Raw genomic sequence first — 21,499 nt, 5'->3', positions numbered from 1 at the left:
CGCTGCCTTTTTCCTTTTACACAACCACCACGCTCGTCACGCTTATGTTGCTCATTCCGGCCATCGACCTGAAGGACGGTCAGTGTGTACGCCTCAAACAAGGCGACATGGACCAGGCCACCGTCTTTTCCGAAGATCCCGCCGCCATGGCACGTCACTGGGTCAACCAGGGCGCGCGTCGCCTGCATCTGGTCGACCTCAACGGCGCATTTGTCGGCAAGCCCCGCAACGAGGCCGCCATCAAGGCCATCATCGCCGAGGTGGGCGACGAGATCCCCGTCCAGTTGGGCGGCGGCATCCGCGACCTCAACACCATCGAGCGCTGGCTCGATGACGGGCTGTCGTACGTCATCATCGGCACCGCGGCGGTCAAGAACCCCGGCTTCCTGAAGGACGCCTGCTCGGCCTTCGGCGGCCACATCATCGTCGGCCTCGATGCCAAGGACGGCAAGGTCGCCACCGACGGCTGGAGCAAGCTGACCGGCCACGAAGTGGCGGATCTGGCACGCAAGTACGAGGATTACGGCGTCGAAGCCATCATCTACACCGATATCGGCCGCGACGGCATGCTGCAGGGCATCAATATCGACGCCACGGTGAAGCTGGCCCAGTCGATGTCGATCCCGGTGATCGCCAGCGGCGGGCTGTCCAACCTGACCGACATCGAGCAACTGTGCGCGGTGGAGCGCGAAGGCGTGGAAGGCGTGATCTGCGGCCGTGCCATCTACTCGGGCGACCTCAACTTCACCGAGGCGCAGGCGCGCGCGGACAAGCTGGGCGAAGAGTAAGCCGCCCCGGCGCGGGTGCGCCGGGCAACACGCCGCCACCCGGCAAGGGGCGGGCGGCAAGGAAACCCATGTTAGCCAAACGTATCATCCCCTGCCTGGACGTGACCAACGGGCGGGTGGTCAAGGGGGTCAACTTCGTCGAACTCCGCGACGCGGGCGACCCGGTCGAGATCGCGCGCCGATACGACGAGCAAGGTGCCGATGAAATCACTTTTCTCGACATCACCGCGACCAGCGACGGCCGCGACCTGATCCTCCACATCATCGAGGCTGTGGCTTCGCAGGTGTTCATTCCGCTGACCGTGGGTGGCGGCGTGCGCGCCGTGGAAGACGTGCGCCGGCTGCTCAATGCCGGGGCGGACAAGATCAGCGTGAATTCCTCGGCCATCGCCAATCCGCAACTGGTATCCGATGCCACGGGCAAGTACGGCTCGCAGTGCATCGTGGTGGCCATCGACGCCAAGCGCAGTTCCGCGCCGGGCGAGCCGCCGCGCTGGGAAGTCTTCACGCACGGCGGCCGCAAGGCCACCGGCCTGGACGCCGTGGCATGGGCGAAGGAAATGGCCACGCGCGGTGCCGGCGAGATCCTGCTGACCAGCATGGATCGCGACGGCACCAAGAGCGGTTTCGACCTCGAACTGACCCGCGCGGTCAGCGACGCGGTGCCGGTGCCCGTGATCGCCTCGGGCGGCGTGGGCGGCCTGCAGGACCTGGCCGACGGCATCCGCCTGGGCCACGCCGACGCCGTGCTGGCGGCCAGCATCTTCCACTATGGCCAGCACACGGTAGGTGAGGCCAAGGCATTCATGGCCCGCGAGGGCATTCCCGTCCGGATGTGATCATGGCGAAGAAGTGGCTGAACAAGGTGAAGTGGGACGACAACGGCCTGGTGYCGGTGATCGTCCAGGAAGTCGGCTCGAACGATGTGCTGATGTTCGCGTTCATGAACCGCGAGGCGCTCCAGCGCACCGTGGAGCTGGGCGAGGCCGTGTTCTGGTCGCGCTCGCGCAAGCGGCTCTGGCACAAGGGCGAGGAATCGGGCCACGTGCAGAAGGTCCATGAGATGCGTCTGGATTGCGACGAGGACGTGGTGCTCCTGAAGGTGACGCAGGTGGACAGCATCGCCTGCCACACSGGCCGTCACTCGTGCTTCTTCCAGAAATTCGAGGGCGATGTGGAGTCGGGCGACTGGCAGACCGTGGAGCCGGTGCTCAAGGACCCCTCCACCATCTACGCCAAATAACCATGAGCGACACCCCGAACCCCGCCGTCCCGGCAGATCTGGCCGACGTGCTGGCGCGCGTGGCCGCCACGCTCGAGTCCCGCAAGCCCGAGAACGGCGGCGATCCGGACAAATCCTACGTGGCCAAGCTGTTCCAGAAGGGCGACGACGCCATCCTGAAGAAGATTGGCGAGGAAGCGACCGAGACCGTGATGGCCGCCAAGGACGCGCGCGCCGCCGGCCTGAGCGCCGAGGCCACCGGCAAGGTGGTCTACGAGGTGGCCGACCTGTGGTTCCACACCATGGTGCTGCTGTCCCGCTTCGGGCTGAGCCCGGCGGACGTGGTGGGCGAACTGGCGCGGCGCGAGGGACTTTCCGGCCTGGCCGAGAAGGCGAGCCGCAAGGCGTAGCATAATGCGCATGTGGGCGCGGGAATCGTCCCGCGCCGCGCGCAATGCACGCAACGGACGCTGGAGGGCACGATGGCGACTGACACCACCACGCAAGTCACGACCACGGCTGAGGACGACAGGCTGAGCAGCCTGCGCAAGCTCACGCATATCCTGTATGCGCTCTACGCCATTTTTTGGCTGACGGGCGGGATCACGGCGCTGATCGCGATCGTGGTGAACTACGTGAAGCGCGACGATACGCGCGGCACGCTGTATGCCTCGCACTTCGCCTGGCAGATCCGCACGTTCTGGTGGTCGATCCTCTGGTTCGCGCTGAGCTGGGTCCTGTTCTTCACGATTTTGCTGGCGCCGGTAGCCTGGGTGATGTGGTGCGTGTTGTCACTATGGATGCTGTATCGTATCGTCAAGGGTTGGCTGTATCTGAACGATCGCAAGCCCATGTATCCGGACCAGCAGTTCTGAGAACGCGACGATCCGACATCACGCAACAAAAACGTCATGAAATCTCAGGACAATTGCATTTTCTGCAAGATCGTGGCCGGGCAGATCCCGTCGAACAAGCTGTACGAAGACAACGAACTGCTCGCGTTTCACGACATCCATCCCAAAGCGCCGGTACACTTCCTGCTAATTCCGAAGACTCACGTCGATTCGCTGGCGGATTGCGGACCCGGCGATGGGGATGTGCTTGCTAGAATAATGCTCAAGGTGCCTGAACTGGCGCGCCARGCCGGCTGCGATAACGGCTTCCGGACGGTGATCAACACCGGTCCGGACGGCGGGCAGGAGGTCTACCACCTTCATGTCCACGTGCTCGCCGGCCCGCGCGAACAGTGGAAGGCACCGGCGCCCTGAGCAATCGGGGCAGCCAGGGTATCAGCGGACCGGGACTCGCGTCCCGGCCACGTGCTGCGTCGGCAACCGTCGCCCGACGCGGCCTTTGAGGGACGGAACTACGGGGCCGGGCGGCCAATCTCCATCGCCCGCGGCTTCATCAGGAGCAAGAAATGGGTTCGTTTAGCATTTGGCACTGGCTGATCGTGCTGGTCATCGTCATGCTCGTGTTCGGCACCAAGAAGCTGCGCAATATCGGCACCGACCTGGGTGGCGCGGTCAAGGGCTTCAAGGATGGCATGAAGGACGGCAATGGCAACGCGGCCGAGGAGCCGGGTGCCCCGGCCAAGGAACTGCGCGATACCACCACGATCGACGTGGAAGCGAAGGACAAGTCGCGTCAGCAGTAAGCCGAATTGCCTGAATTCCTCATGGCGGCCGCGTTCGCGTCGGCCCGCCCCTCTCGTGTCCCTGGCTCCATGTCCGCATGATCGATCTCGGCATTTCCAAGCTGGCACTGATAGGCGCCGTGGCGCTCATCGTGATCGGTCCCGAACGGCTGCCCAAGGTGGCACGCACAGTGGGCGCGCTCGTCGGGCGCGCGCAGCGCTATATCAATGATGTGAAGGCGGAAGTCAGCCGCGAGGTGGAGTTGGACGAACTGCGCAAGATGCGCACGGAGTTCGAAGACGCCGCGCGCGATGTCGAGCGCACGATCCACAAGGAAGTGAACGAGCAGTCCCAGGCGCTGAACGAAGCCCTGGGCGGCACCGACACAGCGGCTTCCGACACCGGCAGCCCCGGCGTGGGTGGCGGCTACGTGCCGAGCTGGGACGCCGCGCACAAGTCGCACAACGGACGCAAGAGCTGGCGCGTCAAGCAGGGCGCGCGGCCGATCTGGTTCAAGCGCCAGCAGAACATGCGCGTGTGGGTGCAGTCAGGCGCCGCGCGCGTGAAGCGGCATCGCCCGCCCACCGGACGCTCCCGCTCGTTCTTCGAGTAACCATGCCGTGCAGCGCCGTCCCGCCGCCGTGCAGGCTGGCGGCGGCCGCCACGATAACTACGATGCCAGCCAGCACGGCTGAAGCGGCTACGCCATGAGCGACTCCCCCTCCCAAGACCCCAACGACGAAACCCAGCAGGAAACCTTCATCTCCCACCTGATCGAGCTGCGCGAGCGGTTGGTCAAGGCGGTGGCGGGGGTCATCATCGTCTTCCTCAGCCTGATCTACTGGGCGCCGCAGATCTTCAACCTGTTCTCCGCGCCGCTGATGGAATCGCTGCCGAAGGGCGGCAGGATGATCGTGACCGATGTCACCGGCTCGTTCTTCGTACCGATGAAGGTGACGATGCTCGTGGCGTTCCTGATCGCGCTGCCGTGGGTGCTCTACCAGGTCTGGCAGTTCGTGGCGCCGGGCCTGTATCAGCATGAGAAGAAACTGATCATGCCGCTGGTGAGCAGCAGCTACCTGCTGTTCCTGTGCGGCGTGGCGTTTGCCTATTTCCTCGTGTTTCCCACCGTGTTCCATTTCATGGCGCATTACAACGCGCCATTGGGTGCGGACATGTCCACGGACATCGATAAATACCTGAGTTTCGCCATGACGACGTTCCTGGCGTTCGGTATTACCTTCGAGGTGCCCGTGGTGGTCATCGTCCTCGTGCGATTTGGTGTGGTGGAACTCGAGAAACTGAAGCAGATCCGCCCGTATGTGATCGTCGGGGCCTTCATCGTCGCCGCCGTGGTGACGCCGCCCGATGTGATGTCGCAGTTGCTGCTCGCCGTGCCGCTGATCGCGCTATACGAATTGGGCCTGTTGCTCGCCCGATTTGTGACCAAGCAGCCGCTTGGTACGCCCGCGCCGGGCGAAAACCCCGCCGACTGAGTTCCCCGGTACTTGTAACGGAGATGTTTCTGCCACGTCCGAATGGGCGGTTTTGCACCAACATGGGGAAAAATGCTGCATTTGTTGTTGCTTGATGACAACAAACCACGTTGGTAAACCGTGTTTACGGCGAAAAAGTCTTCTGGCGGGGAGGGGGGGTGTCACATAATACGACGCAGACGTGAAGGTTAATGCGTCGCCCAAGCACTTGGGCAACCAAGATTTCCCAATCAGTTGACAAGGAAAGTGTCGATATGAAGATGAAACTGTTTGCAGCTGCCGTTGCCGCCATGGCCGCCGGTGGCGCGTATGCCCAATCGAGCGTAACCCTGTACGGTGTGGTTGACGCTGGTATCGAGTACCAGAACCACCAGCCGAACGTGGCTGGTAGCCACGACGTTGTGCGCCTGACCTCGGGCAACATGTCCGGCAGCCGTTGGGGCCTGCGTGGCGTGGAAGATCTGGGCGGCGGCCTGAAGGGCGTGTTCGTTCTGGAAAGCGGTTTCAACGTTGACACCGGTACGTCGGGCCAAGGTGGCCGTCTGTTCGGTCGTCAAGCGTTCGTTGGTCTGCAAAGCAACTACGGCACGCTGTCGCTGGGCCGTCACCAGACCCCGTTCTATGACTTCGGTCTGGCCTTCGACCCGATGGCCATCTCGACGAACTACTCGATCACGTCGCAAGACGCTGGTTTCAGCAGCCGCGCCGACAACTCGCTGAAGTACATCGGCAAGTTCGGTGGCCTGACCGCCTCGCTGCTGTACAGCACGGGCGCCAACACGGTTGGTACGGCTAACGCCTACACCGGCGTTGCTGGCGAAGTTCCGGGCTCGTACAAGACCGGCCGTGAGTACAGCGCAAGCCTGATCTACGCAGGCGGCCCGTTCTCGATCGGTGCTGTGTTCGACGAAACCAACCTGGGCAACCCGACGGGTGTGGGCATCGACACGACGCGCGCCAAGATCCAACGCGCTTCGCTGGCTGGTACGTACGCTTTCGGTCCGGCTAAGGTGTTCGCTGGCTACCGCTACGCGCACGCCCTGTCGAACGCTCGTCTGCCGGGCGGTACGCTGGCAAACGGTACGGTCGACGCCAACGTGTCGAACCTGTACTGGCTGGGCATGGGTTACCAGCTGACCCCGGCTCTGTCGCTGACGGGCGCCGCTTACTACCAAGACTTCCGTTCGTCGGGTGCTGATCCGTGGAGCTTCGTGGCTTCGGCTGACTACGCCTTCTCGAAGCGCACTGACGCTTACCTGAACGTGGCCTACACGAAGAACAAGGACGGCTCGACCCTCGGTCTGGGTAGCTCGGGCGCTGCTGGTTCGGGCTTCGGCACGACCAACGGCTCGGCTAACCAGTTCGGCGCTGTGGTTGGTGTGCGTCACAAGTTCTAATTKGACGCGGGTGTAAGCCCGCATCAGATTCGGCTTGATTCAAAACGCCGGCATCCGAAAGGATGTCGGCGTTTTGTTTTGTGGTGTGGGATGGGGTGGTGGTTGATRGCATGCCAGGTGCCCTGGCTTGATCGGCATGYCCCGTAAGGCCCCCCTACCTGGGAGCGGTGCGACGCGCGCTGCACGGCCTGCTCGTGGCTTGCAGCGGTCAGCCGGAGGTGCCCTCGGCGCCCGATCTCGACAATCGACCATCGATCCACACGCCCCAACAAAAAACCCCCGCCGGCTACCCGGCGGGGGTTTTTACATTCAGGCTACCTGGTCCTTCAGCTTCCGATCGACCTTCCAGCCAGTCCTACTCTTCCTCATCCAGCGGCATTGCGCGYCGTGGCGGGGGAGGGCGCTTCCCGATGGTCACCGTGACCTCGGCCGGCTTGCCACGCCGGATCACCTTCATCTTGGCCTCGGCCCCCGGTTTGAGCTGCGCAATCGCATTGAGCAGCGCGGTGGTATCGGAGATCACCTGGTTATCGACCGACACCAGCACATCGCCCGGCTTCACGCCAGCCTTGTCCGCCGGTCCGCCCTGGACTACGGCGGCAATCAGCGCGCCATCCTTGGCATCGAGCCCAAACGACTCGGCGATCTCGGGTGTCAGGTCCTGCGGCTCCACGCCGATCCAGCCGCGCGTGACCGTGCCGGAGGAGATGATCGATTCCATCACTTGCTTGGCCGTCGAGACAGGAATCGCGAAGCCAATCCCCAGCGAGCCACCCGAGCGCGAGTAGATCGCCGTGTTGATCCCGAGCAGGTTGCCCTGTGCGTCAACCAGCGCACCGCCCGAGTTGCCGGGGTTGATCGCCGCGTCGGTCTGGATGAAGTTCTCGAACGTGTTGATGCCCAGGTGGCTGCGGCCCAGCGCCGAGACGATACCCATCGTCACAGTCTGGCCGACCCCGAACGGATTGCCGATGGCCAGCACCACGTCGCCGACCTTCACATTCTCGATCCGGCCCAGCGTGATCGCCGGCAGGTCCTTGAGCGTGACCTTGAGCACGGCCAGGTCGGTTTCCGGGTCGGAACCCACGACCTTGGCGTTGGCCTTGCGCCCATCGGTCAGGGCGATCTCGATTTCGTCGGCGCCGTCCACCACGTGGTGGTTGGTTAGAATATAACCCTCGGCGCTGACGATTACGCCCGAGCCCAGGCTGGACACCGGTTCCTGGCGCTCCGGCAGCCGGTCGCCAAAGAAGAACCGGAACCAAGGATCCTCGGTTTGTGGATTGGGCGACCGCCGCGAGCCGTTCTTGCTCGTGAAGATATTCACCACCGCAGGCATGGCCTGGCGCGCCGCGTCACTATAAGAGCCCTCGGCCGCGGAACCCGTCACACTCGGCACCACTTCCTTCAGTGCCACGATTGGTGAGCCTGATTGCACGGCCACCCGCCCGCGCTGCAGCCACTCGGGTTTCAGCGTGGCCACGACGAACCACACGGCCAGCACCACGGTGACAGCCTGGGCGAAAAACAGCCAGAATCGGCGCAACATATTGGAGTTTTGAGCAGAAAATGAAAACAAAAGAGCTTGAATTGTACTTGAACGATCTACTGGAAGTTTCCCGTTTCAAGGACTATTGCCCGAACGGCCTCCAAGTGCAAGGTAGATCGGAGGTCACCCACGTCGTCACCGGCGTGACGGCCAGCCTGGCCCTCGTCGAAGCGGCGATCGAGGCCGGCGCCGACGCCATCCTGGTCCATCACGGCTATTTCTGGAAAAACGAGGATGCCCGGGTCATCGGCCAGAAGCATGCGCGCCTGAAACGGCTGCTTGGCGCCGACGTCAACCTGATGGCTTTCCACCTGCCGCTCGATAACCATCCCGAGCTGGGCAACAATGCGCAGCTTGGCCTGCAGCTCGGCTTCATGCCGAACGGCCGTTTCAGCGACGATCAACTGGGTTGGACCGGTACACTGCCGCAGCCGATGCCGCTGCACGCGCTGGCCGCGCATGTCGGTGCGGTGCTCCAGCGCGAGCCGCTGGCGATTGGCGACCCCGATCAGATGATTCGCAAGGTGGGCTGGTGCACGGGCGGTGCGCAGGGCTATTTCGACGCCGCCGTAGCGGCTGGCGTCGATGTGTACCTGAGCGGAGAGGTGTCGGAGCAGACCACCCACCTCGCGCGCGAGAGCGGCGTGGCCTACCTGGCCGCCGGTCATCACGCCACGGAACGCTACGGCATCCGCGCGGTGGGCGAGCATCTGGCGCAGCGTTTCGGGCTGCGCCATACCTTCATCGATATTCCGAACCCGGTCTGAGCCGGGCTCCGGGCGTGGCGCGCGGTCAGGCGCGCGGCGTCTTCAGGCTGTCGCGGATCTCGCGCAGCAGCACGATATCCTCGGGCGTGGCGGCCGGCGTGGCCGGCTCCTCGTGCTTCGCGGCCATCCGGTTGAAGGCGCGGACCATCAAGAAGATGATGAAGGCGAGGATGACGAAGTTCACCACGATGGTGAGAAAGTTGCCGTAAGCGAAGACCGGCACGCCGGCCTTCTTCAGTGCATCGAGGGTATGCGGCACGCCGGGAGGCGGGTCCGCAAGCACGACGAACATGTTCGAGAAGTCCAGTTTGCCGATGATGCGGCCGATCACTGGCATGATCAGGTCGTTGACGACGGAATCCACGATCTTGCCGAAAGCTGCGCCGATGATCACGCCGACGGCGAGATCRATCACGTTGCCGCGCATCGCAAAAGTACGGAATTCGCTGATCATGCTCATTGGTTATTCTCCGCTTTGTTGTTTCAGATTAACGTTTGCGTTTGACACAGACTGCATCATCGCACCCCTGAGCGCAAGCCCGCGGGCGGGATTCGCGCTGCCATGACCGATTATCGACCAGTCGGCTATCGGTAGTTCGCCTATCGTCGAGGGATGTGCCTCAGGTATAATTTTTGGTTGACGCAAGATCTAATTGATGACATCCCCTGGGGTTTGGAATGAGTGACCAGCAAAACGTGAAGAACGTGGACAAAGGTCGCCGCAATTGGTTGATCGCGACATCTGTCGCGGGCGGCGTAGGAGGCGTAGCAGTAGCAGTGCCCTTTGTCAGTACCTTTGCACCGTCGGAGAAGGCCAAAGCCGCCGGGGCACCTGTCGAGGCCGATGTCGGTGGCCTCAAGCCCGGCGAGATGATGACCGTGGAATGGCGTGGCAAGCCGGTCTGGATTCTTCGTCGCACCCCTGAAATGCTGGCCTCGCTCCAGAAAACCGATAGCGAGGTGGCTGATCCCAAGTCCGCTGTGCCATTCACGATGGAGACGCCGGACTACGCCAAAAACGAAACCCGCTCCCGTGCCGAGCACAAGGACCTGCTGGTGGTCGTCGGCATTTGTTCCCACCTTGGCTGCTCGCCGTCCGGTCCGTTCGTGTCTGGCGCCAACCCCCAGCTCGGCGCCGATCCCGGCTTCCTCTGCCCTTGCCACGGCTCGACGTTCGACCTGGCGGGCCGCGTGTTCAAGAACAAGCCGGCCCCGCAGAACCTTGACGTCCCCCCGTACCAGTTCCTGTCCGACACCAAGATCGTGATCGGCAAGGACGAGAAAGGAGAAGCCTGATCATGGCGGCCGAAAAAGAAGTCAAGACCACCGGGCTGCTGGGCTGGATCGACGCCCGTTTCCCTGCCACCCAGCTCTGGGAAGATCATCTCTCCAAGTACTACGCGCCGAAGAACTTCAACTTCTGGTACTTCTTCGGCTCGCTGGCGCTGCTGGTCCTCGTGATCCAGATCGTCACCGGCATCTTCCTGGTGATGAACTACAAGCCGGACGGCACGCTCAACGCGGCTGGCATTCCGGTGGCCTTTGCCAGCGTGGAGTACATCATGCGCGAGGTGCCGTGGGGCTGGCTGGTGCGCTACATGCACTCCACCGGCGCCTCGGCGTTCTTCGTCGTGGTCTACCTGCACATGTTCCGCGGGCTGCTGTACGGTTCGTACCGCAARCCGCGCGAGCTGGTCTGGATCTTCGGCTGCCTGATCTTCCTGTGCCTGATGGCCGAGGCGTTCATGGGCTACCTGCTGCCCTGGGGCCAGATGTCGTACTGGGGCGCGCAGGTGATCGTGAACCTGTTTTCGGCGATCCCGGTGATCGGCCAGGACCTGTCGCTGTTCATCCGCGGCGACTACGTGGTGAGCGATGCCACGCTGAACCGCTTCTTCTCGTTCCACGTGATCGCGGTGCCGCTGGTGCTGCTCGGCCTGGTCGTGGCGCACATCATCGCGCTGCACGAAGTGGGCTCGAACAACCCGGACGGCGTGGAGATCAAGGCGAAGAAGGACGAGAACGGCATCCCGCTGGATGGCATTCCGTTCCACCCGTACTACTCGGTGCATGACCTGCTGGGCGTGGGCGGCTTCCTGTTCTTCTTCTCGGCGGTGATCTTCTTCTTCCCGGAAGTGGGCGGCTATTTCCTCGAAGCCAACAACTTCTTCCCGGCCGATCCGCTGAAGACGCCGCCGCACATCGCGCCGGTCTGGTACTTCACCCCGTTCTATTCGATGCTGCGCGCTACGACGTCGAACTTCCTGCCGGTGCTGTGGCTGTTCTTCGCCATCGTGCTGGGCCTGGTGGTCCTGCGCAGCAAGGATGTGCGCGTGAAGATCGGCTCGGTGGCGATCCTCGTGATCCTGGCGGCAGGCTTCTACTTCATCGAAGCCAAGTTCTGGGGCGTGCTGGTGATGGGCGGCTCCGTGGTCGTGCTGTTCTTCATGCCCTGGCTCGACTGCTCGCCGGTCAAGTCCATCCGCTATCGTCCCGCCTTCCATAAGACAATTCTGATTGTCTTCGTGGTGGTGTTCCTGGTCCTCGGCTACCTGGGCGTGCAACCGCCGTCGCCGGTGGGTGAGAAGGTGTCGCAGCTCGGTACGCTGCTGTACTTCGCCTTCTTCCTGACCATGCCGCTGTGGAGCCGTTCCGGCGAGTTCAAGCCGGTGCCGGAGCGTGTCACGTTCCATCCGCACTAAGCGCCGCGCGACCCCCAAAAGAGGACAAGGACACAAGATGAAAAAGTTGCTTTCGATCTTCGCACTGGTCGGCGCGTGCTTCGCGGCCATGCCCGCGATGGCTTCCGAGGGGGGCTACCCCCTGGAGCCGGCGCCGCTCGACACCAGCGACGTGTCGTCGCTGCAGCGCGGTGCCAAGCTGTTCGTCAACTACTGCCTGAACTGCCATGGCGCGTCGATGATGCGCTACAACCGGCTCAGGGACTTGGCGCTGACGGATGACCAGATCCGTCAGAACCTGCTCTTCACGGCCGACAAGGTGGGCGAGACCATGACGATCGCGATGCCACCGAAGGACGCCAAGACGTTCTTCGGCGCCATGCCGCCGGACCTGTCGGTCATCGCCCGCGCCCGCGGCAACGACTGGCTGTACACCTACCTGCGTACCTTCTACCGCGACGACACGCGCGCCACGGGCTGGAACAACCTCGTCTTCCCGGCCGTCGGCATGCCGCACGTGCTGTGGGAGCTGCAGGGCCAGCGCACGGCCAAGTTCGCCGAAGTGGAAGAACACGGCCAGAAGGTGCACAAGTTCGCGGGCTTCGAGCAGGTCACGCCGGGCAAGCTGAGCACGCAGGAATATGACCAGGCCGCGGCCGATATCGTGAACTACCTGAACTGGATGGCCGAACCGGCGCAGAGCCACCGCAAGCGTCTGGGCGTCTGGGTGCTGCTGTTCCTCGGCGTGTTCACGGTCTTTGCCTGGCGCCTGAACGCGGCTTTCTGGAAGGACGTGAAGTAAGTTGTAACAGCCGTCAGCGGCTGCCGGCAGGGCCGGCGCGGAAGTTGCACTGTTGCAGCACCGCGCCGGCCCTTTTCCGTTGCGGATCGGCAGTCTAGGTGGCTCAAGCGTCTCTTTCTCTATTTGTAACTTATTTGCTTTTCGATGGGGCGTTCTGACAGAATGTTTGCCCTGTCCGATCTAGCGCTGCCAAGTTCGCCGTCATGCACTGCATCCGGCGACTTTACACCCAAGGAATTCAACCATGATGGTGTTGTATTCGGGTACGACTTGCCCGTTTTCCCAACGTTGCCGCCTTGTCCTGTTCGAAAAGGGCATGGATTTTGAAATTCGCGACGTTGATCTGTTCAACAAGCCGGAAGACATTTCGGTGATGAACCCGTACGGCCAGGTGCCGATTCTCGTCGAACGTGACCTGATCCTGTACGAATCGAACATCATCAACGAGTATATCGACGAGCGCTTCCCGCACCCGCAGCTGATGCCGGCCGACCCGGTGCAGCGTGCACGCGCCCGCCTGTTCCTCTTCAATTTCGAGAAGGAACTGTTCACCCACGTGTACGTGCTCGAGAACGAGAAGGGCAAGGCCGCCGAGAAGAATCACGAGCGCGCCCGCGCCGCGATTCGCGACCGCCTGACCCAGCTCGCACCGATCTTCGTGAAGAACAAGTACATGCTCGGTGAAGAATTTTCGATGCTCGACGTCGCCATCGCGCCGCTGCTGTGGCGCCTGGATCACTACGGGATCGAGCTCTCGAAGAACGCCGCGCCGCTACTCAAGTATGCGGAACGGATCTTCAGCCGCCCGGCGTACATCGAGGCGCTGACCCCGTCTGAAAAGGTCATGCGTCGTTAAGACGGTATCGACGCCACCGGAAGCGTAATGTCTGAAACATCCACCAAGCCTTACCTGATCCGCGCCATTTACGAGTGGTGCACGGATAACGGTTTTACGCCGTATATCGCCGTGTTTGTCGACGGGAATACGAACGTGCCGCGCGAATTCGTGAAGAACAACGAGATCGTGCTGAACGTGAGTTTCGACGCGACGAGCGGGCTGGACATGGGTAACGAGTGGATCGGATTCAGCGCGCGCTTTGGTGGTGTTTCCCGCAAGATCGACGTGCCCGTGGAAAACGTGCTGGCGATCTACGCGCGGGAAAATGGCCAGGGCATGGCGTTCCCGGTGGAGCGCAGCATCCCCGAGACGCAGGCCGCCACCGAGCGTGAAAACAATCCCCCGCCGAAGCTGGCACCGGTGGATGCAGACACGCCGGTCACGGCCGAACAGGGCGGCACGGACGACGATCCGACTCCGCCCCCGGTACCGCGAATCGGAGGCAAGAAGCCGTCGCTGAAGGTGGTGAAGTAGCCATCGTCAAAGTGGGTCGCATGCAGTAGAATCGCGGTCTGCAACAAAATGCCGGCTTAGCTCATCAGGTAGAGCAGTTGATTTGTAATCATCAGGTGGCGGGTTCGAGTCCTGCAGCCGGCACCAGATAAAACAAGGGGTTACAGCAAGCGCTGTAACCCCTTGTCCGTTGTAAACTGCTTGGTTTTTCGATCGGAAACCGGCGGTATGTCCCATCTGCCACGGCGCACTGCCCATAGCGGCCCGACGCTCGTTCGGCTCCTGTCTCGCCTGATCCACGTCGATGCTGCGGAACCTACCAGTTCCCTCTCCCACCRGCTAAGCCAATGGCTCGGGTGGACGGATGCCATCGCGCTGTCCGCCGCACTTACCAGCCATCCAGTGCCGGGATCGTCGCTGCCGCCGCGCCCGGGGAATGCCGAGGCGCGTGATGCCGTGCGCGTGCGCGCGGCGCTGGCCAATGCGATTGTCGATGACGGCACATCAAGCGCGCGGCGTCGTGGGCCGGGGCGCCCAGCCGTGCCGGCGGAGTCGCCTGACGCCACGGTCGATTTTGCTGTCTATCGCCACCGCTATCTGACCACGCAACAAACCATGGCGACGGAAATCGGCATATTGCGAGGCCGGCTACGCAAGGCGCTGACCGCCCGGCAGCCCGCGATGGCGAAGCTGGCGATGGTGGATACCGTCATGGAGCGCGTGGTGGGTGCGCGCGAGCAGAGCCTGCTGGCGAGCGTGCCGGCGCTGTTGGAAACCCATTTCGAGCACTTGCGCCAAGCCCATGAGCATGCGCCCGGCGCCTGGCTCACGCAGTTCCGCAAAGACATGCAGGCTGTCCTGCTTGCCGAACTGGACATCCGTTTTGAACCGGTCGAAGGGCTGCTCGCCGCCCTGCGCGCTGGCTAACTGCATAGACATGAACAGAATTCTTCCCCATATCGTCGCTTTTGTTGCCGGTCTCGCCGTGGTTTGCTGGATCGGTGCCGGCTACGCGGGCGCGAACGCGCTCGCCCTCGCCGTGACGTTGGTGATCGGTGCCTTCTACGTGACTGGCGCGTTCGAACTCCAGTGCTATCGGCAGGCGACGGCCTCGCTGGCGCATGCGGTCTCGAATTTGTCCGAGAAACCGGCGGGTCTCGGCCAGTGGCTGGACACGCTTCCAGCCGGTCTGCGCGATGCCGTCCGGCTGCGCGTCGAGGGCGAGCGCGTGACGCTCCCCGCGCCGACGCTGACGCCGTATCTCGTCGGATTGCTAGTCCTGCTCGGCATGTTCGGCACTTTCCTCGGCATGGTGGCCACGCTGCGCGGCACGGGCATGGCACTGGAAGGGGCGACGGACCTGCAAGCCATGCGTGCTTCGCTGGCGGCACCGGTGAAGGGGCTGGGTTTCGCGTTCGGTACCTCGGTCGCGGGCGTTGCCACGTCGGCGATGCTGGGCCTGATCGCGGCGCTGTGTCGGCGCGAGCGCATCGAAGCCGTGCGGCAACTCGACACCCGCATCGCCACCACGCTGCGCCCGTTCTCGCGCAGCCATCAGCGCGATGAGATGTTCCGGCTCGTGCAGCGTCAGGCCGAGGTTATGCCGACGCTGGTCGACCGTCTGCAAGACATGATGGCCACGATGGAGCGCCAGAGCCGGACCCTGGCCGAGCGCCTTGCCGCGAGCCAGGAGGCGTTTCATGGTTCGACCGAAGCGACTTACACGCGGCTGGCGTCCTCCGTCGAAGAAAGCTTGAAATCCAGTATTGCCGAGAGCGCGCGCGTAGTCAGCGCGGTGGTCGAGCCCGCCGTCAGGGAGACGATGGCCGGTCTCGCGCAGGAGATGTCGGCATTGCGCGAGACCGTCTCTGGGACGGTGCAGCAACAACTCGAAGGCATCTCGACCCAGTTCGCGACAACCACTGCCAATGTCGCCGATGTCTGGCAGCAGGCCTTGGGCGACCATCGACACGCAAGCGAAGCCCTGACGCGCGACCTCCGCCAATCGCTCGATACCTTCGGTGAAGCCCTGGTACGCGAGAACCAGCAAGCACTGGCTGGCACTTCGGCCAGTTTCGCATCGCAATCAGCATCGCTGGCGGCGACGGTGAGCCAGTCGCACGCTGATCTTCAGGCCCAGTTGCTGGCTCGCGACGAACAGCGCCTGGCCGCGTGGACCGATGCGCTCGGCGCCATGGCCGCCGCCATCGCCACGCAGACGCAAGCCCAGGCCAGTGAGACGATTGCGGAAGTGTCTCGCCTCGTCGAGGCCACGACGGCGGCCCCCAAGGCAGCGGCCGCCATCATCGAGGAACTGCGGGAGAAGCTCTCCGACGGCCTCGCGCGCGACAACGCGATGCTCGCCGAACGTGGGCGCCTGCTGGCATCGCTGGAAACGCTGCTCGATGCCGTGAACCATGCCTCCACCGGCCAGCGCGCCGCGGTTGACGGCCTCGTGACGACCACGGCGGAGCTGCTCGAGCGCGTCGGTGCCCGGTTTGCCGAGACGGTCGAGTCCGAATCCGGACGCATGGCGACGATTGCCGCGCAGGTGTCGTGCAGCGCCGTCGAGACCGCCAGCCTTGGCGAGTCGTTCGGCGCGGCCGTGCAGGTGTTCAGCGATGCCAACGGGCAGTTGGTCGCGCATTTGGAACGCATCGAGGCTGCGCTCGACAAGTCGATGACGCGCAGCGACGAGCAGCTCGCCTACTACGTGGCGCAGGCGCGGGAAGTGGTCGATCTCAGCATGCTGTCGCAGAAGCAAATCCTGGAAGACCTGCAACGGCTGGCAGCGCCGGGCGCGGCCAACGGACCGGGCGCGGAGGCCGCATGAGTGAGGACCTCGACGCCGGCGTGGAGTCAACGGCGCCCGTCTGGGCCGTCTTCGGTGACCTGATGTCGGTGCTACTGGGCGGCTTCGTGCTGATTTTGCTTGGGGTGATCGGCTTCCAGATGGAGCTGTCGGCCCGGCTCGAAGCCGAGGTCAAGCAACGGCAGGAGGAGATGCAGCGGCGCGAGACGCTCGAGAAGGCGCTGGCGGGGCCGCTTTCGGCGGGCCGTGTGACGCTCGTGAACGGGCGCATCGGCATCAGCGGGAACGTGTTGTTCGCGGTGAATTCGGACCAGTTGCAGCCAGAAGGGCGCGAGTTGCTGAAGGGGCTCGCTGCGCCGCTGGGGGCCTATCTGCATGCGCGCGACGAGATCCTGATGGTGAGCGGCTATACCGATGACACCCAGGTGCGCGACAGCAATCGCCGCTTTGCCGACAATTGGGAATTGTCTGCCCAGCGCGCACTGACTGTGACGCGCGCGCTAATCGATGCGGGCATTCCCGCCGCGATGGTGTTCTCTGCCGCGTTCGGCGCCGAGCAGCCGGTGGTGCCGAATGCCGACGTCGCGAGCCGCGCCAAAAACCGCCGCGTGGAGATCGCGCCGATTCCGAGAGTGTCCACGGGTGCGGCAAAGTCTCATGGCTGAATTGGACCCGCACCAGGACCCGCACCAGGACCCGCACCAGGACCCGCGCCAGGATCCGCGCGCCCGCCTCGCCGCCTGGCGCGAGCGCGGCGCCGAACGGATCGACCCGGTGCGCTTCCGATTCCTGGAAGCGCTGGCGCGGCGCTCGGCGACCCAGCATGGCGAAGCGCGCGAACTGCTCGATGCACGGCTTGCGCACCTCGTGGCGTCCTTTGGCGATGCCCTCACGCAAGCCGCCCCACGCGCTGACCGGCCGGCCAAGCCAGACGCCAGCCCGCTCGGCGGACTCGTGGAATACATCGCTGCGCGGTCCTCAGCCAGTGCGCTGCCACCTGTCGCTGGCGCGCAACGCGGTCCCGAGCCGGCGCCGGCCCTGATCGACTATTTCCGCGACAGTTGGGCGCGCGTCAGCGCCGACCGCCAGTTGCGCGAGGCACTGGACAGCGTGCCGGCGAACGCCGGGCCGCTCAATACGAATCATCTTGTGCATGGCGCACTTGCGCTGATGCAGGACGTATCGCCGGGCTATTTCCAGCGTTTCTTGTCCTATGTCGATGGCCTGGCGTGGCTCGAGCAGATGAGCCCCGGCGGCGCGCCCGCCGAGCCGACAGCACGCCGTGCCGCAAGCGCCCCAAAACGGCCGCGCGTCAAGCGCCGTGCCGCCGATGCCGACCCCCTTGCCTGATCGCCCATGCTTGCACGCATAATGTGCCGCATACAGTTGGGATAACAACAGGAAGGGTCAATGATGGATAACAATCAGGGCATGGGCGACCTCGCGCGCCTCGCCGCGGCGGTGGCCGTGGCAACGCTTGCCGCCTGCGGCGGTGGGGGCGATGACGACGGCGGTTCCGTCGTCCGCGTCTCGGAGGTGACCGCCACGACGAGCAAGGCTACCGCCAGCGCCAGCGCACTTCCCACCACACGCTGGATGCCGGCCGCCACGGACACGTGGCAGCTCCAGCTCCAGGGCAAGCTCAACACGTCGTACAACGCCGTCGTGTTCGATTTCGACCTCTTCGACACCCCGCAGGCCACCATCGACACGCTGAAGTCCCAAGGCAAGCGCGTGGTCTGCTACTTCTCCGCCGGTAGCAGCGAGAACTGGCGTTCGGATTACTCTCAATTCACGGCCGCCGACCAGGGCCATCMGCTCGATGGCTGGGCAGGCGAGCGCTGGCTCGACACCCGTTCCGCCAACGTCCGCAAGATCATGACGGCGCGGATGGATCTGGCGAAGGCGAAGGGGTGCGATGGCATCGACACGGACAATGTCGACGGCTACACCAACAACCCCGGCGTGCCGTTGACGGCCGCGACGCAGCTCGACTACAACCGCTTTCTGGTCACCGAGGCCCACGCGCGCGGGCTGGCCATCGGGCTCAAGAACGATATCGATCAGGTCGCCCAGCTTGCCGGCGATTTCGATTTCGCGGTCAATGAGCAGTGCTTCCAGTACAACGAATGCGGGGTCTACGCGGCGTTCACCACGCAGGGCAAGGCCGTTTTCAATGTGGAATATGCGGCGAAATGGAAGGACCCCGCGCGGCGCCCGACGCTCTGCGCGAAGGCTCAGGCGCTGAACCTGCGCACGGTGGTCTTGCCGCTGAAGCTGAACGATAACTTCCGCTACACCTGCGACTAGGCTGTTGCAATTCAGGCCGGGGGAGGCCGGCGAGCCGCCTCAGTCTGGCGTCTTGCCGGTTTTCTCCAGCTCGCGCCACGCCAGGAATAGCCGCGTGTCGAATTCGAGCTGGTGATAGCGTGGCTCCATGTGCTCGCAGAGCCGATAGAACGCCTTGYTGTGGTCGCTCTCTTTCAGGTGGGCCAGTTCGTGGACRACGATCATSCGSAGAAAGTCCGCCGGCGCCTCCTTGAACAGCGASGCCACGCGGATTTCCTTCTTGGCCTTGAGCTTGCCRCCCTGCACGCGCGAGATGGYGGTGTGCAGGCCGAGCGCGTGCTGCGCGGTGTCGAGGCGCGCGTCGTAGCCCACCTTGTGCAGCGGCGGCGCGCTGCGCAGGTATTCCTGCTTGATGTCCGACGTGTAGTCGTACAGCGCGCGATCCGTCTGGACCGTGTGCGGCGCCGGATAGCGCCGCGCGAGGTGATCCCCCAACCCGCCCGCCGCGATCAGCGCGCGCACCTGGTCGAGCACCCCGGGCGGATAACCACCCAGGAAGCGCATCGGATCCTTCACGCCGGGGCGCCAGCCTTCGCTCACAGACCCTTCCTATTTAGTGGTGATGATGGTGATGGTGCATCCAGCTGTTATCCACCGAGTTGACGAACGACTCGACGGCGTCCTTGTCCCCGGTGGCATGGCGCATCATCTCGCCGCACTTGCAGAAACCCTGGTACGGCAGGATGTGCGAGCAGGCCGACGTCTTTTGCAGATACAGTGTGACGGGTTTGGTGCACTTCTTGCACTTGAACTTGAGGGTAAGAGCAGCTTTCATGGCAATTCGGACCGAGTGTCGGAGGCCTCGCGGGATTCGCGGGACAAAGGCGACATTGTAACGATGCCCACGAATCAGCGTGGATCGCTGGTTTTCGACGGGGCAATCCGGAACGGCTCGATTTCGTACTGCTCGCCATGCTTGCGACAGTCATCGGCGATGGAGATCCACCAGTCCACCGTGACGATATACGTGCTGCCGTTGATGTCGTTCTCGGTGGCAACAGTGTCGCGGCCGAGTTTGAGATTTCGGCGGGCCATCGTCAGGGCTTTCAAGCGGGTGTCGGCGTAAAGGCTGGGGTCCCAGAGCATCATCAGCCGTTTTTCTTCCCAGACCACCCAGGCCAGTTCGTTGCCGCTGGGGAATTTATAGCCCACGACACAAAAGCGATTCCGCTCTCGGTTTGCTCTCTCTATCGCGAGGAGGTACTTGATTGTCGCCCTTGGGTCTAGGTAGCCCGGATCAGCGGAGACTCTGAATCGCCCGGAGGCATTGCCGGCAACAGCATCAGGTAGATCATGATTCGCTTGTGTACTGCTCCACCCTAGAAGTGCGAATAGCAGGAAGCCCCAAGGCGCTATTTTCATTGACGCGGCTCCCTGATCGCGAACGGCWCGATTTCGTACTGCTCGCCGTGCTTGCGGCAGTCATCGGCGATGGAGATCCACCAGTCGACTGTGACGAGATAGGTGCTGCCCTTGATGTCGTTCTCGGTGGCTACGGTGTCGCGGCCGAGCATTAGGCTGTGGCGCGCCATTGCCAAGCCGGCCAGCCGCATGTCCGCGTCAGAGCTTCCTCGCCAGAGCAGGAGGGTTCGCTCCTCCTCCCACAAGGTCCAGACCACCAAATATCCTTGCGGCATCCTGTAGCCAACAGTGCAAAATCGATTGCGCTGTTGGTTCTTGCCGCTACTGGCGACCAGATAGCGAATGGCTTTAGCGGGATCCCTGTAATAGGGGTTCGTCGAAGCTCTTGTGCGTCCCGTTGCGGTTTCCGAAACGGCGTCCGGTAGCTTGTCTTTGGCCATGGCATTTATCGAGCAGAAGGCCAAGAGAGCCAGGATTGTCTTTCTCATGGAAGTCGCCCTATTTTTTGGCATTCAACTGCGCAAGAAACGACTTGGTCAATGTGTAGAACTGCTGGCCTCCAAGTTGTTGAAATGGCTCGAAATTGGGCCCCGGTGGCTTTGACGGAAGCGTTCGCCATGCGTACATCTCGCCGGCAGATGGGTCGTTTCCAAAATGCTTTCCACTGGCGACCGCTATCGCATTTTCCACGTAGGTTCGGAAGGCCGCGTTTTTTGCGTGCGTACCGTCGTTCGCAATGTTCATGGTTTTGTTCAGCAGAAGCGCCGGACGGTCCGCAATGATCGGGTAGCTTTCGAAACCCTCTACCTGATTGGGTGCCTTGATAAGATCGGTCAAGCTGGTGGCACCGCGCGCTGCAAAATGTGTTGCCCCGAGGCGTAGCCGATTACGCATGACATGCACCATCCATTGCATGCACTTGAGCGCCTCATCCAGACTGCTGAATTTGTCGCTATCGGGGTTCGCGTTCTCCACCACCAACATCCGCGTCAAAATCCCCGCCTCGGTCCCCGCGTCTGGCAACTCAAGCCTTGGCAACACCTCCACCGTCAGCCTCGGCGTATTCGCATCCCGCTGGGTGGTGCCATATATATAGGCATCGACATGCACCACCCGCCGGCTCACGATGCCGGTTTCGCTGACTTCGATCTTCAGTTGTTGCTCGATATCCCGGTCATTGACCTTGAGCGGGAGGATTCTCAAGGTGGAGTCGCTGCTCCGGAAGGCGAGATGCCTGCGGTTCGGGCCCAGGCCCGAGACCCTGAAAGGGAGTTGGTTTCCAGCGA

The 21,499-nt window shown here is 63.2% G+C and carries 28 protein-coding genes and 1 tRNA gene; 22 read left to right on the top strand and 7 right to left on the bottom strand.

The features are described 5' to 3' along the window. Positions 1-44 precede the first annotated feature (44 nt). The 10 genes from hisA (at position 45) to AB4Z27_RS19110 (ending at position 6,540) form a co-directional block, all read left to right on the top strand. Positions 45-788 (top strand): 1-(5-phosphoribosyl)-5-[(5-phosphoribosylamino)methylideneamino]imidazole-4-carboxamide isomerase, encoded by a 744-nt coding sequence (hisA, locus tag AB4Z27_RS19155; RefSeq protein WP_092299279.1) that lies wholly within the window; start codon positions 45-47, stop codon positions 786-788. A 68-nt stretch (positions 789-856) separates the two neighbouring features. Further along, the gene (gene hisF, locus AB4Z27_RS19150) at positions 857-1,627 is read left to right on the top strand and encodes an imidazole glycerol phosphate synthase subunit HisF (protein WP_092299276.1); all 771 of its coding nucleotides are present in this window, start codon (positions 857-859) and stop codon (positions 1,625-1,627) included. A gap of 2 nt (positions 1,628-1,629) precedes the next feature. Then, a complete protein-coding gene (gene hisI / locus AB4Z27_RS19145; protein ID WP_441645028.1) occupies positions 1,630-2,031 on the top strand; it encodes a phosphoribosyl-AMP cyclohydrolase in 402 nt (133 codons plus the stop codon). A 2-nt stretch (positions 2,032-2,033) separates the two neighbouring features. Next, entirely contained in the window at positions 2,034-2,420 is a 387-nt protein-coding gene (locus AB4Z27_RS19140; protein ID WP_092299271.1) for a phosphoribosyl-ATP diphosphatase, read from the top strand. A 72-nt stretch (positions 2,421-2,492) separates the two neighbouring features. Beyond that, positions 2,493-2,885, top strand: coding sequence for a DUF4870 family protein (locus AB4Z27_RS19135; protein WP_092299268.1), 393 nt, complete (start codon positions 2,493-2,495; stop codon positions 2,883-2,885). A 36-nt stretch (positions 2,886-2,921) separates the two neighbouring features. Then, the gene (locus AB4Z27_RS19130; protein WP_441593415.1) at positions 2,922-3,278 is read left to right on the top strand and encodes a histidine triad nucleotide-binding protein; all 357 of its coding nucleotides are present in this window, start codon (positions 2,922-2,924) and stop codon (positions 3,276-3,278) included. Between the two features lie 152 nt (positions 3,279-3,430). Then, positions 3,431-3,667 carry a Sec-independent protein translocase subunit TatA gene (tatA, locus tag AB4Z27_RS19125; protein WP_092299262.1) on the top strand — a complete coding sequence of 79 codons (237 nt, stop codon included), beginning with the start codon at positions 3,431-3,433 and terminating at the stop codon, positions 3,665-3,667. 77 nt (positions 3,668-3,744) lie between these two features. Further along, positions 3,745-4,260, top strand: coding sequence for a Sec-independent protein translocase protein TatB (gene tatB / locus AB4Z27_RS19120; RefSeq protein ID WP_092299259.1), 516 nt, complete (start codon positions 3,745-3,747; stop codon positions 4,258-4,260). A gap of 94 nt (positions 4,261-4,354) precedes the next feature. Continuing rightward, entirely contained in the window at positions 4,355-5,143 is a 789-nt protein-coding gene (gene tatC, locus AB4Z27_RS19115) for a twin-arginine translocase subunit TatC (RefSeq protein WP_092299256.1), read from the top strand. A 254-nt stretch (positions 5,144-5,397) separates the two neighbouring features. Then, positions 5,398-6,540 (top strand): porin, encoded by a 1,143-nt coding sequence (locus AB4Z27_RS19110; RefSeq protein WP_255370939.1) that lies wholly within the window; start codon positions 5,398-5,400, stop codon positions 6,538-6,540. Between the two features lie 355 nt (positions 6,541-6,895). On the opposite strand, the gene AB4Z27_RS19105 is transcribed toward AB4Z27_RS19110, so the two are convergent. Then, positions 6,896-8,089, bottom strand: coding sequence for a Do family serine endopeptidase (locus AB4Z27_RS19105; RefSeq protein WP_092299249.1), 1,194 nt, complete (start codon positions 8,087-8,089; stop codon positions 6,896-6,898). Positions 8,090-8,109: 20 nt separating this feature from the next. On the opposite strand from AB4Z27_RS19105, the gene AB4Z27_RS19100 reads away from it, so the two are divergent. Next, positions 8,110-8,856 carry a Nif3-like dinuclear metal center hexameric protein gene (locus AB4Z27_RS19100; RefSeq protein WP_092299246.1) on the top strand — a complete coding sequence of 249 codons (747 nt, stop codon included), beginning with the start codon at positions 8,110-8,112 and terminating at the stop codon, positions 8,854-8,856. A 25-nt stretch (positions 8,857-8,881) separates the two neighbouring features. Here the strand turns inward: AB4Z27_RS19100 and mscL are convergent, their stop codons facing one another. Further along, on the bottom strand, positions 8,882-9,316 hold the full coding sequence (gene mscL, locus AB4Z27_RS19095) for a large conductance mechanosensitive channel protein MscL (protein ID WP_092299243.1): 435 nt from the start codon (positions 9,314-9,316) through the stop codon (positions 8,882-8,884). A 218-nt stretch (positions 9,317-9,534) separates the two neighbouring features. Here mscL and petA point away from each other — a divergent pair, with 218 nt between their 5' ends. From petA to AB4Z27_RS19040, 11 genes are all read left to right on the top strand, one after another. Next, positions 9,535-10,152: a ubiquinol-cytochrome c reductase iron-sulfur subunit gene (petA, locus tag AB4Z27_RS19090; RefSeq protein WP_092299240.1), complete on the top strand. Its 618-nt coding sequence runs from the start codon at positions 9,535-9,537 to the stop codon at positions 10,150-10,152. A gap of 2 nt (positions 10,153-10,154) precedes the next feature. After that, positions 10,155-11,558: a cytochrome b gene (locus tag AB4Z27_RS19085; protein WP_441593413.1), complete on the top strand. Its 1,404-nt coding sequence runs from the start codon at positions 10,155-10,157 to the stop codon at positions 11,556-11,558. Between the two features lie 37 nt (positions 11,559-11,595). Continuing rightward, the gene (locus AB4Z27_RS19080; protein ID WP_092299234.1) at positions 11,596-12,339 is read left to right on the top strand and encodes a cytochrome c1; all 744 of its coding nucleotides are present in this window, start codon (positions 11,596-11,598) and stop codon (positions 12,337-12,339) included. 244 nt (positions 12,340-12,583) lie between these two features. Beyond that, positions 12,584-13,195 (top strand): glutathione S-transferase N-terminal domain-containing protein, encoded by a 612-nt coding sequence (locus AB4Z27_RS19075; protein WP_008643086.1) that lies wholly within the window; start codon positions 12,584-12,586, stop codon positions 13,193-13,195. A gap of 27 nt (positions 13,196-13,222) precedes the next feature. Next, positions 13,223-13,711: a ClpXP protease specificity-enhancing factor gene (locus tag AB4Z27_RS19070; RefSeq protein ID WP_092299231.1), complete on the top strand. Its 489-nt coding sequence runs from the start codon at positions 13,223-13,225 to the stop codon at positions 13,709-13,711. A 50-nt stretch (positions 13,712-13,761) separates the two neighbouring features. Beyond that, positions 13,762-13,837, top strand: a tRNA-Thr gene (locus tag AB4Z27_RS19065). Positions 13,838-13,918: 81 nt separating this feature from the next. Further along, entirely contained in the window at positions 13,919-14,617 is a 699-nt protein-coding gene (locus tag AB4Z27_RS19060; RefSeq protein ID WP_441645027.1) for a DUF3348 domain-containing protein, read from the top strand. Between the two features lie 10 nt (positions 14,618-14,627). Further along, positions 14,628-16,523 carry a DUF802 domain-containing protein gene (locus tag AB4Z27_RS19055; protein WP_441645026.1) on the top strand — a complete coding sequence of 632 codons (1,896 nt, stop codon included), beginning with the start codon at positions 14,628-14,630 and terminating at the stop codon, positions 16,521-16,523. Next, positions 16,520-17,167, top strand: coding sequence for an OmpA family protein (locus tag AB4Z27_RS19050; protein WP_092299162.1), 648 nt, complete (start codon positions 16,520-16,522; stop codon positions 17,165-17,167). Before AB4Z27_RS19055 ends, AB4Z27_RS19050 begins: the two co-directional genes overlap by 4 nt. Continuing rightward, positions 17,160-17,852, top strand: coding sequence for a DUF2894 domain-containing protein (locus AB4Z27_RS19045; protein WP_441645025.1), 693 nt, complete (start codon positions 17,160-17,162; stop codon positions 17,850-17,852). Before AB4Z27_RS19050 ends, AB4Z27_RS19045 begins: the two co-directional genes overlap by 8 nt. A 63-nt stretch (positions 17,853-17,915) precedes the next feature. Further along, entirely contained in the window at positions 17,916-18,812 is an 897-nt protein-coding gene (locus AB4Z27_RS19040) for an endo alpha-1,4 polygalactosaminidase (protein WP_441645042.1), read from the top strand. A gap of 39 nt (positions 18,813-18,851) precedes the next feature. Here AB4Z27_RS19040 and AB4Z27_RS19035 read toward each other — a convergent pair whose 3' ends face one another. The 5 genes from AB4Z27_RS19035 to AB4Z27_RS19015 all read right to left on the bottom strand — a co-directional run. Further along, complete coding sequence (locus AB4Z27_RS19035) at positions 18,852-19,355, bottom strand: YgjP-like metallopeptidase domain-containing protein (RefSeq protein ID WP_441645041.1); 504 nt, start codon at positions 19,353-19,355, stop codon at positions 18,852-18,854. 49 nt (positions 19,356-19,404) lie between these two features. Further along, on the bottom strand, positions 19,405-19,626 hold the full coding sequence (locus AB4Z27_RS19030; RefSeq protein WP_092299156.1) for a hypothetical protein: 222 nt from the start codon (positions 19,624-19,626) through the stop codon (positions 19,405-19,407). A gap of 74 nt (positions 19,627-19,700) precedes the next feature. After that, positions 19,701-20,003 carry a hypothetical protein gene (locus tag AB4Z27_RS19025; RefSeq protein WP_255370936.1) on the bottom strand — a complete coding sequence of 101 codons (303 nt, stop codon included), beginning with the start codon at positions 20,001-20,003 and terminating at the stop codon, positions 19,701-19,703. A gap of 206 nt (positions 20,004-20,209) precedes the next feature. Next, positions 20,210-20,653, bottom strand: coding sequence for a hypothetical protein (locus AB4Z27_RS19020; protein WP_441645024.1), 444 nt, complete (start codon positions 20,651-20,653; stop codon positions 20,210-20,212). A gap of 58 nt (positions 20,654-20,711) precedes the next feature. Next, positions 20,712-21,499 (bottom strand): hypothetical protein (locus tag AB4Z27_RS19015; RefSeq protein WP_441645023.1); only part of this gene is annotated, 788 nt, incomplete at its 5' end.

Source organism: Cupriavidus sp. KB_39 (assembly GCF_052114485.1).
Classification (GTDB): domain Bacteria; phylum Pseudomonadota; class Gammaproteobacteria; order Burkholderiales; family Burkholderiaceae; genus Cupriavidus.
The sequence above is the reverse complement of the archived record's forward strand: the minus strand, read 5'-3'. Positions and strand labels throughout refer to the sequence as shown.